13 protein-coding genes are annotated in these 14,873 nt (G+C 35.4%); all 13 read right to left on the bottom strand.

The features are described 5' to 3' along the window. Positions 1-67: 67 nt before the first annotated feature. The 13 genes from fusA to rpmG all read right to left on the bottom strand — a co-directional run bounded on the left by fusA (position 68) and on the right by rpmG (position 14,615). Positions 68-2,137: an elongation factor G gene (gene fusA / locus ACFHWD_RS19540; RefSeq protein WP_150355428.1), complete on the bottom strand. Its 2,070-nt coding sequence runs from the start codon at positions 2,135-2,137 to the stop codon at positions 68-70. Positions 2,138-2,215: 78 nt separating this feature from the next. Further along, on the bottom strand, positions 2,216-2,686 hold the full coding sequence (gene rpsG, locus ACFHWD_RS19535; RefSeq protein WP_150355429.1) for a 30S ribosomal protein S7: 471 nt from the start codon (positions 2,684-2,686) through the stop codon (positions 2,216-2,218). Between the two features lie 149 nt (positions 2,687-2,835). Next, positions 2,836-3,213 (bottom strand): 30S ribosomal protein S12, encoded by a 378-nt coding sequence (gene rpsL / locus ACFHWD_RS19530; RefSeq protein ID WP_150355430.1) that lies wholly within the window; start codon positions 3,211-3,213, stop codon positions 2,836-2,838. Positions 3,214-3,301: 88 nt separating this feature from the next. Continuing rightward, on the bottom strand, positions 3,302-3,544 hold the full coding sequence (locus ACFHWD_RS19525) for a ribosomal L7Ae/L30e/S12e/Gadd45 family protein (protein WP_150355439.1): 243 nt from the start codon (positions 3,542-3,544) through the stop codon (positions 3,302-3,304). Between the two features lie 112 nt (positions 3,545-3,656). Further along, entirely contained in the window at positions 3,657-7,193 is a 3,537-nt protein-coding gene (rpoC, locus tag ACFHWD_RS19520; RefSeq protein WP_150355431.1) for a DNA-directed RNA polymerase subunit beta', read from the bottom strand. A 17-nt stretch (positions 7,194-7,210) separates the two neighbouring features. After that, a complete protein-coding gene (gene rpoB, locus ACFHWD_RS19515; RefSeq protein WP_378062880.1) occupies positions 7,211-10,975 on the bottom strand; it encodes a DNA-directed RNA polymerase subunit beta in 3,765 nt (1,254 codons plus the stop codon). 301 nt (positions 10,976-11,276) lie between these two features. Beyond that, entirely contained in the window at positions 11,277-11,651 is a 375-nt protein-coding gene (gene rplL, locus ACFHWD_RS19510; RefSeq protein WP_150355433.1) for a 50S ribosomal protein L7/L12, read from the bottom strand. A 28-nt stretch (positions 11,652-11,679) separates the two neighbouring features. Next, on the bottom strand, positions 11,680-12,180 hold the full coding sequence (gene rplJ, locus ACFHWD_RS19505; RefSeq protein ID WP_150355434.1) for a 50S ribosomal protein L10: 501 nt from the start codon (positions 12,178-12,180) through the stop codon (positions 11,680-11,682). A gap of 202 nt (positions 12,181-12,382) precedes the next feature. After that, positions 12,383-13,072, bottom strand: coding sequence for a 50S ribosomal protein L1 (gene rplA / locus ACFHWD_RS19500; protein WP_150355435.1), 690 nt, complete (start codon positions 13,070-13,072; stop codon positions 12,383-12,385). 58 nt (positions 13,073-13,130) lie between these two features. Continuing rightward, entirely contained in the window at positions 13,131-13,556 is a 426-nt protein-coding gene (rplK, locus tag ACFHWD_RS19495) for a 50S ribosomal protein L11 (RefSeq protein WP_150355436.1), read from the bottom strand. 72 nt (positions 13,557-13,628) lie between these two features. Beyond that, a complete protein-coding gene (nusG, locus tag ACFHWD_RS19490; protein ID WP_179978371.1) occupies positions 13,629-14,150 on the bottom strand; it encodes a transcription termination/antitermination protein NusG in 522 nt (173 codons plus the stop codon). 43 nt (positions 14,151-14,193) lie between these two features. Beyond that, positions 14,194-14,424, bottom strand: coding sequence for a preprotein translocase subunit SecE (gene secE / locus ACFHWD_RS19485; protein ID WP_150355440.1), 231 nt, complete (start codon positions 14,422-14,424; stop codon positions 14,194-14,196). A gap of 41 nt (positions 14,425-14,465) precedes the next feature. After that, positions 14,466-14,615, bottom strand: a complete 150-nt coding sequence (gene rpmG, locus ACFHWD_RS19480; RefSeq protein ID WP_150355438.1) for a 50S ribosomal protein L33 — start codon at positions 14,613-14,615, stop codon at positions 14,466-14,468. Positions 14,616-14,873: the final 258 nt, after the last annotated feature.

The following is a 14,873-nucleotide window of genomic DNA, read 5'->3' as shown; positions in this document are numbered from 1 at the left end:
GGTTTCGTCCTTTCAAACTTCTCTTTTGACATTATTCTTCCTCCTAACAAATAACATATTAATTAAATTAACTATTTCTCTCTCCTGTAATTTTCTCTTGAATACTCTTTGGTACTTCTTCATAATGATCAAATGTCATAGTATAGACACCTCTACCCTGTGTTCTTGATCTAAGTGAAGTAGCATATCCAAACATTTCAGAAAGCGGAACAAAAGATTTTATAATTTCAGCCCCTGCTCTAGGAGTCATACCTTCAATTCTTCCCCTTCTGGAATTTATATCACCCATTACATCTCCCATATATTCTTCTGGAACTGTAACTTCAACTCTCATCATTGGTTCAAGCAAAACCGGATCTGCTTTATTCATAGCATTCTTAAATGCCATAGATGCAGCAATCTTAAAGGCCATTTCTGAGGAATCCACATCATGATATGAACCATCATACAACTTAACTTTAAAGTTTATAACAGGATATCCTGCAATTACACCACTTTCTGCAGCCTCTTGAATTCCGTTGTCAATTGGCGCAATATATTCCTTTGGAATAGTTCCTCCCACAATGGCATTTTCAAATGCATATCCTTCCTCTGAAGGCGACATCTCTATCCAGCAATGACCATATTGACCATGTCCCCCTGATTGTCTTATGAATTTACCTTCTGCCTTAACTGTTTTTTTAATAGTTTCCTTATATGCAACCTGAGGTTTACCTACATTACAATCCACTTTAAATTCTCTCTGCAGCCTATCCACAATTATCTCCAAGTGAAGTTCTCCCATACCTGCTATAATGGTCTGACCCGTTTCTTGATCTGTATAAGTCTTAAATGTCGGATCCTCTTCTGCAAGTTTTGCAAGAGCTATTCCCATTTTTTCCTGACCAGCTTTGGTCTTAGGTTCTATTGCCACATCTATAACTGGATCAGGAAACTCCATACTTTCAAGTACAATTGGATTATCTTCATCACAGAGAGTATTACCTGTAGTAGTATCCTTCAGTCCTACTATAGCTCCAAGATCTCCTGCCCGGAGTTCATCAACTTCCTGTCTATGATTAGAATGCATTTTTACAAGTCTCGCAATTCTTTCTTTTTTACCTTTTGTAGAATTATATACATAAGTACCACTTTTCATAATTCCTGAATAAACTCTCGTAAAGGCCAATCTTCCTACAAATGGATCTGTAGCAATTTTAAATGCAAGTGCAGACAACGGCTCATTGTCATCAGCTTTTCTCTCAATTTCCTCACCGCTTTCAGGATCATTTCCTTTTACAGGTGGTATATCAAGAGGTGATGGCATAAAATCAACTACTGCATCTATCATTGGCTGTACACCTTTATTTTTATATGATGATCCACATAAAACTGGTACCAGTTCATTTGCAATAACACCTTTTCTAATCCCAGCTATCAACTCTTCATTTGTCAATTCCTCTCCATCTAAATATTTCATCATCAGATCTTCGTCGAGCTCAGCCACTGCTTCAATCAATTGGGTCCTATACTCTTCTGCCTTATCTTTCAATTCATCAGGTATAGCAACTTCATCCATTACTGTTCCCAAATCATCTTCATATATTATTGCCTCATTTTTTATAAGATCTACTATACCTTTAAATTCATCTTCTGCACCTATTGGAATTTGAACAGGTACTGCATTACAATGGAGTCTATCCCTCAAAGTGTTTATACACATATAAAAATCTGCACCTATTGAATCCATCTTATTTACGTAAACTAATCTTGGTACTCCATAATTATCTGCCTGTCTCCAGACAGTTTCTGTCTGTGGTTCAACTCCGCTCTTAGCGTCTAAAACAGTAACTGCACCGTCAAGTACTCTAAGTGATCTCTCAACTTCTACAGTAAAATCCACGTGCCCTGGTGTATCTATTATATTTATTGCATATCCTTTCCATTTACAAAAAGTAGCCGCTGAAGTTATAGTTATTCCTCTTTCTTGCTCTTGTGCCATCCAATCCATAGTCGCTTCGCCATCATGTACTTCGCCTATTTTATGAGTTCTTCCTGTATAGAAAAGTATACGCTCCGTAGTAGTAGTTTTTCCAGCATCTATGTGTGCCATTATTCCTATGTTACGGAATTTCTCTAGCGGATATTCTCTTCCCACTTAATTTTCCTCCTCGCAAGTGTAAATTTAAAATTCTATAAAACTGCTTTAGTAAAAATACCAAAACAGTTTTTTATATTAATATCTATAATGTGCAAAAGCCTTATTGGCTTCAGCCATTTTATGAGTATCTTCCCTCTTCTTAACGGCTGCACCTGTATTGTTCGCTGCATCCATCAATTCTGAAGCAAGTCTTTCTCTCATATATTTTTCTCCTCGTTTTCTTGATGCTATAAGCAGCCATCTTATCCCCAAAGTCTGCCTTCTCTCCGGTCTAACTTCTATTGGGACCTGATATGTTGCACCACCAATTCTTCTTGCTTTTACCTCTAGAAGAGGCATTATATTGTTCATGGCTGCCTCAAAAACTTCCATAGGTTCCTTATTGGTTTTTTTAGCAATTATGTCAAAGGCACTATAGCATATCTTTTGAGCTACCCCTTTTTTACCATTTTCCATTATATTATTTATTAACTTTGTAATAACCTTACTATTGTATACTGGATCTGGTAATACATCCCTTTTTCCTATATGTCCTTTTCTTGCCACTTTTCTTCCCTCCTTAACAATTAAAATTTAAGTTCATCGGTACTCGACTATAAATAGCCGTAAAGTGCTTTGTACTTCTGCAAAATTTCATAAAATATATATAAACGCTGAAGACATTGCACTAACTCCATCAACTTAATTTATTGAAATTATTTTTGTTTTGGTTTTTTAGCACCGTATTTTGATCTTGCCTGCAATCTGTCAGTAACTCCTGCTGAATCCAGTGTTCCTCTAACTATGTGATATCTAACACCTGGAAGATCTTTAACTCTTCCTCCTCTTATGAGTACAACACTGTGTTCTTGTAAGTTATGTCCTATACCTGGTATATATGCACTTACCTCATAACCATTTACCAGTCTAACCCTTGCAACTTTTCTAAGTGCAGAATTTGGCTTCTTAGGAGTGGTAGTTTTTACTACTGTACAAACTCCTCTTTTCTGTGGACATTCTTTTAATGCTGGTGCTGTTGATTTTGTGCTTATTGTCTTTCTGCCTTTTCTAACTAATTGGCTTATTGTTGGCATGTTTACACCTCCTTCTAAAAATAGATAAATTATTAATAAAGTCACAATTTATATTAATTACTATTGAAAGCTTTTTTATACTATAAAATTAATCCTTTAATATAGCTGCTGTAGCGGCACCTACATCTATGCCACACATTTTTCCTAATTTTTTCATGGTGTCTACATAAATTACTTCCTGGGAATTATCATCAATTAATACTTTTACTGACTGTATAAGTTTATCATCAGCATCTTTAGCTATATATACAGTTTTAGCTTTATTATTTTTTATAGCTTTAACTGTCTGCTTTACACCAACAACTTTATTTCCTGCAAGCCTGTAAATCATTATTTCCATTCCCTCCTAATAATAATTTGAGGGACAAGGTATGTTAAAACCTTGTCTCTTTAAAAACATACAGATGTATTTTATCATTTTAGTATTATTATGTCAATAATTATCAAGCTTCTTGTTGATTCTCTAATTTTTGATCCGCAGATTCATTTTCAGTATTGATTTTTATAGATCTATACCTAGTCATTCCAGTTCCCGCAGGTATAAGTTTACCTATAATTACATTTTCCTTCAATCCTAAAAGCGGATCCGTCTTACCTTTTATAGCTGCATCTGTAAGGACTCTTGTAGTTTCCTGGAATGAAGCCGCCGAAAGAAATGATTCTGTTGCCAAAGCCGCTTTGGTTATACCCAAAAGTGCTACCCTTCCCTGAGCAGGCTTTCCACCATTTGCTTCAACTTTAGCATTTTCATCTTCAAAATCAAACATATCAATCATAGTTCCAGGCAATAATTCTGTATCTCCCGAATCTTCTATCTTAATCTTTCTTGTCATTTGCCTTATCACCACTTCAAGATGTTTATCATTTATGTCAACGCCCTGTAGTCTATAAACTTTTTGGACTTCTGACAGAAGATAATTTTTAACGCCCTGAACTCCTTTTATTCTCAATATATCATGAGGATTCACAGACCCTTCTGTTATTTCATCGCCAGCACTTATTACATCGCCATTTGACACTTTAAGTCTCGATCCAAATGGTATATCATAGACTACTTCTTCTCCTGTACTCGTAATTACAGATACACTTCTCTTCTTTTTCGTTTCTTCCATCTTTACAGTTCCTGAAACCTCGCTTACTATTGCCAAACCTTTTGGTTTCCTAGCTTCAAATAATTCTTCAACCCTTGGAAGACCTTGAGTTATATCAGATCCAGCAACTCCACCAGTGTGGAAAGTTCTCATTGTAAGCTGTGTACCAGGTTCTCCTATACTCTGTGCCGCTATTATCCCCACTGATTCTCCAATATCAATTTTCTTGGCTGTAGCCATATTCATACCATAACACTTAGCACATACTCCATGTCGAGATCTGCAAGTAAATACGGATCTGATTTTTACTCTCTTTATACCCGCATCTTCTATTTTATGTGCCATTTCGGAATCCATGTAAGTGTTTCTTGATACCAACACATCGCCTGTTTTTGGATCCTTAATATCTTCTGCAGAATACCTTCCTGTAAGCCTTTCTGACAAACTCTCTATGACTTCATTTCCCTCTTTTATTTCTGTTATATCATAGCCTTCATGAGTACCACAATCTTCCTCTCTTACTATAACATCCTGACTCACATCTACGAGCCTTCTAGTAAGATATCCTGAATCTGCCGTCTTTAGAGCAGTATCTGCATTACCTTTTCTTGCACCATGGGTGGATATAAAATATTCAAGTACATCCAATCCTTCCCTGAAAGAGGATCTTATTGGAAGTTCTATTATCTTCCCCGAAGGATTTGCCATAAGTCCTCTCATACCTGCAAGCTGCTTAATCTGACTCTTAGATCCTCTTGCCCCTGAATCAGCCATCATAAATATCGGGTTAAATTTATCCAGATTATCCATCAGCGCATCAGCTACATCTTCCGTGGTTTTAGTCCATTTCTCTATTACTCTCTGATATCTCTCTTCTTCAGATATAAATCCTCTTCTGTACATTTTTTCTATCTTATCAACAGCCTGATCCGATTCATCCAGAAGTCTCTTTTTAGCATCAGGAACCACCATATCTGAAGTGGAAACAGTAATACCACTTATAGTTGAATAATGGTACCCTCTGGCTTTTATCTTATCGAGCATTATAGATGTCTGAGTAGCTCCATGTTTCATATAACATTTATTTATTATTTTACCTAGGTTTTTCTTAGCTACAAGAAAATCAATTTCTAATTTAAATTCATTTCCAGGTATACTTCTATCTACAAATCCTAAATCCTGCGGTATAGATTCATTAAATATTATTTTTCCAGGAGTAGTATCAATTATCCCACTAAAGTATTTTCCATCTTTAACTTTTTTCATCTTTACCTTTATCTTGGCATTAATGTCTATTTGCCTTAACTCATACGCCATTATCGCTTCTTCAGGTGAGCAGAACATCCTGCCTTCTCCCACAGCGCCATCTTTTTCCGCTGTTAGATAGTAGGATCCAAGTACCATATCCTGTGTAGGAACTACTACTGGTTTCCCATCTGAAGGTTTTAATATATTATGGGCAGCCAACATTAAAAATCTGGCTTCGGCTTGGGCTTCAACTGAAAGTGGGACATGTACTGCCATTTGATCACCATCAAAATCCGCATTGTATGCTGTACAAGCAAGTGGATGAAGTTTTATAGCTCTACCTTCTACAAGTACAGGTTGAAAGGCCTGAATTCCTAATCTATGGAGGGTTGGAGCACGATTTAAAAGTACTGGATGATCTGATATTACCTCTTCTAATACATCCCATACTTGAGTCTGAACTCTTTCCACCATCCTCTTAGCACTTTTAATATTATGGGCTAAACCACTTGCAACTAACTTTTTCATCACAAATGGTTTAAATAGTTCTAAAGCCATTTCCTTAGGCAACCCACATTGATACATTTTGAGCTCAGGTCCAACTACTATAACAGAACGTCCAGAATAATCCACACGTTTGCCAAGTAAATTCTGTCTAAATCTTCCCTGTTTTCCTTTAAGCATATCAGACAATGATTTTAATGGTCTGTTACCCGGTCCTGTCACTGGCCTTCCTCTTCTTCCATTATCTATAAGAGCATCCACTGCTTCCTGAAGCATTCTCTTTTCATTTCTTACTATTATATCCGGTGCTCCTAAATCCAATAATTTTTTGAGCCTATTATTTCTATTTATAACTCTTCTATAAAGATCATTTAAATCCGATGTGGCAAATCTTCCTCCATCTAACTGTACCATAGGTCTCAAATCCGGTGGTATTACAGGTATAACATCTATAATCATCCAATCTGGCTTATTGCCTGATTTCTTAAAAGATTCAACTACCTCAAGCCTTCTTATTATCCTTACCTTTTTTTGACCTGTGCTGTTTTTCAAATCTTCCTTTAATCCTGCAGATAGTTCATCAAGGTTTATTTCTTCCAGAAGCTTTTTGATAGATTCTGCTCCCATACCTGCAACAAAATTTTGTTCTCCATACTTATCTACGGCTTCCCTGTATTCTTTTTCTGTAAGGAGCTGTTTTTTTAAAAGCTGAGTTGCTTTTGGCTCTAAAACTACATATGATGCAAAATACAATACTTTTTCTAATGCTCTTGGTGACATATCCAAAATGAGTCCCATACGGGATGGTATTCCCTTAAAATACCATATATGCGATACTGGAGCCGCAAGTTCTATATGACCCATTCTTTCACGTCTAACTTTTGCCTTAGTTACCTCAACACCACATCTGTCACAAACTATGCCTTTGTATCTGATTCTCTTATATTTACCACAATGACATTCCCAGTCCTTAGTTGGTCCAAAAATTCTTTCACAAAACAAACCATCCCTCTCAGGCTTTAATGTCCTGTAATTTATTGTCTCAGGCTTTTTTACTTCACCTCTTGACCACTCTCTTATTTTCTCCGGTGAAGCTAAACCTATCTGTAGTGCATCAAAATTATTTAATTCAAACAAGGGTACATCCTCCCTTCCTAATGTTCATCATTAAAATCATCTATTCCCAGATCATCTAAATTCAAATCCTCATAATTCAAATCCAAGCCTTCGTCAGTGTCATTATTGGCATCCTCATCGTTGTTCTTCTCATCATTATCATCGTTCTCATTACCGTCGTTCTCATTACCGTGATCCTCTTGACTCTTTCTGTTGTAATTATCTTGAGACGATGCTGCAAAATCTTCATTTCCCTCTATATTAACATCCAAACTTTCCATTTCATCATCTACAGATTCTTTAAGTTTGATTTCCTCATTGTCATCATTTAATACTTTCACATCCAAGCATAGAGCCTGTAATTCTTTTATAAGTACTTTAAAGGATTCTGGTACACCAGGTTCTGGTATATTTTCACCCTTTACAATAGCTTCATAAGTTTTAACTCTTCCAACTACATCATCAGACTTAACTGTCAGTATTTCCTGAAGAGTATGTGCTGCACCGTATGCTTCCAAAGCCCATACTTCCATTTCTCCAAATCTCTGTCCTCCAAATTGCGCTTTACCGCCTAAAGGCTGCTGAGTTACAAGAGAATATGGTCCTGTGGATCTTGCATGAATCTTGTCATCAACTAAATGTGCCAATTTTAGAATGTACATATATCCTATGGTTATAGGCCGATTAAATGGTTCCCCTGTTCTACCGTCATATAATATTGTCTTCCCATCTTCTCTATAACCTGCTTTCTTGAGGCAGGCTATTATATCTTCTTCTCTTGCCCCATCAAAAACTGGTGTTGCTATATGCCACCCTAACTCACTGGCAGCCAACCCAAGATGGACTTCAAGCACCTGACCTATATTCATACGAGAAGGTACTCCAAGTGGATTTAAGCATATCTGCAAAGGTCTACCATCTGGTAAAAAAGGCATATCTTCCTCCGGCAGCACCCTGGATATAACACCTTTATTACCATGTCTACCTGCCATTTTATCTCCAACAGATATTTTACGTTTCTGAGCTATATAACATCTAACAAGCTTATTGACCCCCGGTGAAAGCTCATCTCCATTTTCTCTTGTAAATACTTTCACATCTACAATTATACCTGATTCACCATGAGGTACTCTAAGAGAAGTATCTCTTACTTCTCTGGCTTTCTCTCCAAATATAGCTCTCAAAAGCCTTTCTTCTGCCGTAAGTTCGGTTTCACCCTTAGGAGTTACTTTCCCCACTAGTATATCTCCGGCTCTCACTTCAGCACCTATTCTTATAATTCCTCTTTCATCTATGTCTTTTAATGCATCTTCTCCTACATTTGGTATATCTCTGGTAATTTCTTCAGGCCCAAGTTTTGTATCCCTGGCTTCAGATTCATATTCTTCAATATGGATTGAAGTAAATACATCTTTTTTTACCAATTCTTCAGATATAAGCATGGCATCTTCGTAATTATATCCTTCCCAGGTAGTAAAACCCATTCTGATATTTTTACCAAGAGCTATTTCGCCTAGATCCGTGGATGGTCCATCCGCTAGAACTGTTCCCTTTTGAACAATTTCACCATTTTCAACTATAGGTCTCTGATTTATACATGTGCCCTGATTAGATCTTTGGAATTTGAGAAGTCTATAAATGTCTGTTCCTCCATCAGAATCCCTTTTTACCCTTATTTCATTGGCACATACATAAGAAACTACACCTGAATTTTTTGCTTTTGGAAGTACTCCTGAATCCACAGCTGCTTTATATTCAATACCTGTTCCCACAATGGGTGCCTGAGGTTTCAAAAGAGGTACCGCCTGTCTTTGCATGTTGGATCCCATAAGCGCACGGCTTGCATCATCATTTTCAAGAAATGGTATCATAGCAGTTGCAACTGAAACCAACTGTCTTGGAGATACATCCATATAATCAACATCTTCCGCTGGTACTACAATAACATCTTCCTTATCCCTAACCGTAATTCTGTTATCTATAAAACTGCCGTCCTCTTCTATAGGTTCATTCGCCCGTCCTATCAAATACTGATCTTCTTCATCTGCTGTCATATATACAATTTCATTGGTAACTCTTTTATTTTTTTTGTCTACTTTCCTATAAGGAGTTTCTATAAAACCATATTCATTAACTTTTGCATAAGATGCAAGAGAATTAATAAGTCCTATATTTGGGCCTTCTGGTGTCTCTATTGGACACATTCTTCCATAATGTGAATGGTGAACATCCCTCACCTCAAAGCCAGCTCTCTCTCTGGAAAGTCCCCCGGGTCCCAATGCTGATAATCTTCTTTTATGAGTAAGTTCTGAAAGTGGATTAGTCTGATCCATGAATTGAGAAAGCTGAGAGCTTCCAAAAAATTCTTTTATAGCTGCCGATACAGGCCTTATATTTATTAAAGCCTGAGGTGTTATAACCTCCTGATCCTGTATGGTCATTCTTTCTTTAACTACTCTCTCCATTCTTGAAAGACCTATTCTAAATTGATTTTGAAGTAATTCTCCTACTGATCTAAGTCTCCTATTCCCAAGATGATCTATATCATCGACATTGCCAATGCCATAAGTCAATCCTAACTCATAACTGACCGTAGCATAAATGTCATCTTTAATTATATGTTTGGGAATTAAATCATGAATATGCTTTGATATCTGTTCCTTTACGCTATCTTCATCACTGTAATTATCCAAAATTTCCTTTAATGTAGGATAATGTACACTTTCTTTTATGTTTAAATCATCTATGTTAAAATTAACAAAATTACGTATGTCTACAAAATGATTGCCTATCACTCTAAGAATTATATCCTCAACTTGAATATCTACTATATTTACTCCGCATTGTTGAATCTCTATAGCTTTTTCTCTACTTATTCTTTCGCCTTTTTGTACAAATATCTCACCAGTCTGTGGGTTTACCACATCTTGCGCTGATATTTGATTAGTTATTCTAATATAAAGTGCTAATTTTTTATTAAATTTATATCTTCCCACTCTGGAAAGATCATATCTTTTAGGATCAAAAAATAAGGATTCAATAAGTGACTGAGCACTATCCACTGTAGGTGGTTCTCCTGGCCTAAGTCTCTTATATATTTCAAGCAATGCTTCTTCATGTGTCTTAGTATTATCCTTTTCGATTGTAGCTTTTAATCTTTCATCCTCTCCAAAGAAATTAGTGATTTCTGCATCCGTACTATATCCCATAGCTCTCACAAGAATAGTTATAGGTAATTTTCTGGTTTTATCTATCCTCACATATATTATGTTATTAGAATCAGTTTCATATTCTAACCAAGCTCCTCTATTGGGTATTACCGTTGAAGAAAAAAGATTTTTACCCGTTTTATCAACAGATACATCATAATATACACCTGGAGATCTTACAAGCTGACTGACTATAACTCTCTCCGCTCCATTAATTATAAAAGTTCCTTGTTCTGTCATCAGAGGGAAGTCTCCCATAAAAACTTCCTGTTCTTTAACTTCACCGGTTTCCTTATTAAGTAATCTTACTTTCACCTTTAAAGGTGCTGCATAAGTTGCATCTCTCTCTTTGCACTCTTCTACAGAATATTTGATATTATCCATATCTAATTTATATCCCACAAACTCTAAATTAAGGTTTGCAGTATAGTCTTGAATAGGATTAATATCATCGAATACTTCTTGTAAGCCTTCTTTCAAAAACCAATTGTAAGAATCTAACTGTACCTCAATTAAATTAGGCATATGCCCTATTTCTTTAAGTCTGGAAAAGCTCATTCTTGTTCTTTTACCAACCTGGACAGGATGTACCATTGATTTTCACCCCTTGTATAAACTAAAAATAACCAAAAACATTCATTTAATTCGTATATGTATGTTTATGGACTTATTATTGCCATCAAACTATTATAACCTTTTTTTTGTAATTAATTCAAATTATTCTATATATAATACATTTTACATTAATTCTGCAACTAATCAATGCAATTTATCATGTTACCATAATACATATAATTTGTCAATAATAAATTTTCATAATTTCACAAAAATATTCTTGAAACAATAAAGAGGCACTTTAAACTAAAGTACCTCTTTATGTGAGTATCTTGAATTTCTACTTTAACTCTATCTCAGCTCCGATTTCTTCAAACTTAGCTTTTAAAGCATCAGCATCCTCTTTACTTACTCCTTCTTTTATTGGTTTAGGAGCACTATCAACTAAACCTTTTGCATCCTTTAATCCCAATCCTGTTACTTCTCTAACTGCCTTTATAACTTTTATTTTTTCTTGTCCTACTGCTTTAAGTATCACATCAAATTCAGTTTTTTCCTCTGCCGAATCTGCAGCACCTGCTGCACCACCTGCACCTGCTACCGCCACTGGAGCTGCTGCACTTACTCCAAACTCCTCTTCACATGCTTTTACTAATTCATTTAATTCTAAAACACTCATCTCTTTTATAGCTTGAATGATCTCTTCTTTACTCATTAATGAACACCTCCAAAATTTCTTTAAATTAATCTTCCTGTGATTTCTGTTTTTCTGAAATTGCATTTAATAAATATACAAAATTTGATAATGGAGCCTTGAAACTTCCAAGTAATTTTGCAATAAGAACATCTTTAGGTGGTATCGTAGCAAGTTGTTTAACTTTATCTATATCAAATATTTCTCCTTGAACAACTCCACCTTTTAGCTCCAACATCTTATGATCTTTTGAAAAATCGTTGAGAATTCTTGCCGGTGCAGCCGGATCATCATATCCAAATGCTGTCGATACTGGCCCTGAAAAAATATTTTCTACTTCATCAAATCCCAATTCTTTCGCAGCTAACTTAGCCAGTGTGTTTTTAAAAACTTTATATTCCACACCTGCTTCTCTCAAATTTTTTCTGAGTTTTGTATCTTCTTCTACAGTGAGCCCCTGGTATTTAGCAAATATTATACTCTGAGCTTTCCTCATCTTTTCTTCAATTTCTTTAACTTTAGCTTCCTTTAATTCTCTATTTTTTCCCACTGTGTATCCACACCTCCTCACAGTTTAACTTCATAACGCATAAATAAAAGCCTCCCCTTAGACACAGAGAGACCAAATAACTCTATATTGGAATCCTGAATAGGTCGGGCTTCCCGTTATGCTTTTGCACCTATCGTCTACGGAGTATTTACTTATTAAACTGTTAGTATTATATACGAATTGATTATTTAAGTCAATATTTTTATTCAAGGACCTTTGCAGAATTTATTTTTATTCCGGGACCCATGGTACTTGATAATACTACAGACTTTAAATATTGTCCTTTAGCTGCTGCAGGTTTTGCTTTTACTACAGCTTCCATTAACGTATGAAAATTTTCCAATAATTTTTGCGGTTCAAAAGAACTCTTTCCTATAGGAACATGAATTATAGAAGTTTTATCAACTCTATACTCAACCTTACCTGCTTTAATTTCCTCTATTGCTTTCACAACATCGAATGTAACCGTACCGGATTTTGGATTTGGCATTAATCCTTTAGGTCCAAGTATTCTACCTAATCTACCTACAATTCCCATCATATCAGGTGTAGCTACAACTACATCAAAATCAAACCAATTTTCATTTTGGATCTTCTGAACATACTCATTTGATCCAACATAATCAGCTCCCGCATTTTGAGCTTCTTCAACTTTGGCGCCTTTAGCAAATACCAATACTCGAACTTTTTTACCAGTTCCATGAGGTAAAACTACTGCTCCTCTAACCTGCTGATCTGCATGTCTCGGATCTACCCCAAGCTTTAAGGCCAATTCTATAGTTTCATCAAATTTCGCCTTAGATGTCTTTACAGCAAGTTCAATAGCTTCTGATGGCGCATACAATGCACTTTTGTCAATAAGTTTAACGCTTTCTTTATATTTTTTTCCCATTTCAAATCCTCCTTAGTGGTATTAACGGCATATCTTGCCTCCCACATATTTAAGTCGCCTATTCTTCTACAGTTATTCCCATACTTCTTGCAGTACCTGCTATCATTTTCATAGCAGTCTCAATGGAACCAGCATTCAAATCCGGCATTTTTGTTTCAGCAATCTGCTTAAGCTGTTCTTTAGTTACCTTTGCAACTTTAGTCTTATTAGGAACTCCAGAACCACTTTCTATTCCTACTGCTTTCTTAAGTAATACTGCTGCTGGTGGAGTCTTTAGTATAAAGCTGAAAGATCTATCCTGATATACAGTAATTACCACTGGAATTATCAATCCTGCTTGACTTGCAGTCTTGGCATTAAATTCCTTGCAGAAGCCCATAATATTTACACCATGCTGTCCAAGTGCTGGTCCAACTGGTGGGGCTGGTGTTGCTTTACCTGCAGGAAGCTGAAGTTTTATCATTCCTACCACTTTTTTAGCCATAAATATACACCTCCTATTATGATTATACGAAAATAATATTTCCGCCTATTTAAAACTTTTACCTTTATAACTTTATTCTATTTTTTCTATTTGATTAAAATCAAGCTCAACAGGGGTCTCCCTGCCAAACATATTGACTAAAGCTTTAATTTTTTTCTTTTCAGTATTTATTTCTTGGATAACAGCTAAAAAATTCTCAAGCGGTCCGGATTTTACCTTTACATTTTCACCTATTGATACATCTATATTTACGGGTTTTTCATTGATTCCCATATCCTTTACCTCTTCATCAGTAAGTGGAACAGGCTTAGAACCAGGGCCAACAAAACCTGTGACTCCTCTAGTATTTCTAACTATATACCAAGAATCATCAGTCATTACCATATGTATTAAAACATATCCCGGGAATACTTTTTTTAATGTTATTTTCTTTTTGCCATCTTTGATCTCAACTTGTTCTTCCATAGGTACTTGAACATCATCTATCCAATCATATAGTTCTCTATTTTCTATAGTTTTCTCAAGATTAGCTTTAACTTTATTTTCATAACCAGAATATGTATGAACCACATACCATTTAGCTTTATCTGCCATAATTCTAGGGACAATACTTAGTCCCTGCCTCCTTTTTTTATTCTTATTTCAAAATGTTTTTAGCTAAGGAATTAAATCCGAAATCTATTATCCCGACAATTATTACATAAATACTACAAAATACTATAACCGATATTGTAACCTTTTTTAAATCTTCTTTAGAGGGCCATGTTATTCTTTTAAATTCAGCTACCAATCCCTTAAAAAAATTAAAGAATCCGCCTTCAGGTGTGACCTGTTTTTTAACTTTTTTTGCATCATCGTGCGCAGCCATTTTATTCACATCCTCAAATATTTTAATATATGCCTCTCTATCTACCTAGTTTCCTTGTGAACTGTATGTTTACGACAAAATGGACAATACTTTTTCATCTCTAGCCTATCTGGATCATTTTTTTTATTTTTAGTTGTATTATAATTCCTCTGTTTACAATCCGTACATGCCAGTGTTACTTTTACTCTCACTACTTTCACACCTCCTGGTATATAATTCAAGTATATAATCATTTAAAAACTTACACTCTTAAATTATGCATTACTTATTTACTTTATCACAACTTAATTTTTATGTCAATTATATTAAAAACCCATTAAACAAAACCTTTAATAACATCGTAGATAAAAGGTAAAAATTCATTATTTCCAAAAGGACTAGGTCGAGATACCCAGTCCTTAAAAATTACTCAACTATTTTAGTTACGACACCAGAACCAACTGTTCTTC

Source organism: Clostridium sp. MT-14 (assembly GCF_042436595.1).
GTDB classification, from domain to species: domain Bacteria; phylum Bacillota; class Clostridia; order Clostridiales; family Clostridiaceae; genus Clostridium_B; species Clostridium_B aromativorans.
The sequence above is the reverse complement of the archived record's forward strand: the minus strand, read 5'-3'. Positions and strand labels throughout refer to the sequence as shown.

Coding starts and splice junctions, on each gene's coding strand:
- rplL (WP_150355433.1), bottom strand. CDS start 11,651: ATGAGTAAAGAAGAGATCATTCAAGCTATAAAAGAGATGAGTGTTTTA.
- rpoB (WP_378062880.1), bottom strand. CDS start 10,975: ATGGTACATCCTGTCCAGGTTGGTAAAAGAACAAGAATGAGCTTTTCC.
- ACFHWD_RS19525 (WP_150355439.1), bottom strand. CDS start 3,544: ATGATTTACAGGCTTGCAGGAAATAAAGTTGTTGGTGTAAAGCAGACA.
- nusG (WP_179978371.1), bottom strand. CDS start 14,150: ATGGCAGATAAAGCTAAATGGTATGTGGTTCATACATATTCTGGTTAT.
- rpsL (WP_150355430.1), bottom strand. CDS start 3,213: ATGCCAACAATAAGCCAATTAGTTAGAAAAGGCAGAAAGACAATAAGC.
- rplA (WP_150355435.1), bottom strand. CDS start 13,072: ATGGGAAAAAAATATAAAGAAAGCGTTAAACTTATTGACAAAAGTGCA.
- secE (WP_150355440.1), bottom strand. CDS start 14,424: ATGGCTGCGCACGATGATGCAAAAAAAGTTAAAAAACAGGTCACACCT.
- rplK (WP_150355436.1), bottom strand. CDS start 13,556: ATGGCTAAAAAAGTGGTAGGAATGATAAAACTTCAGCTTCCTGCAGGT.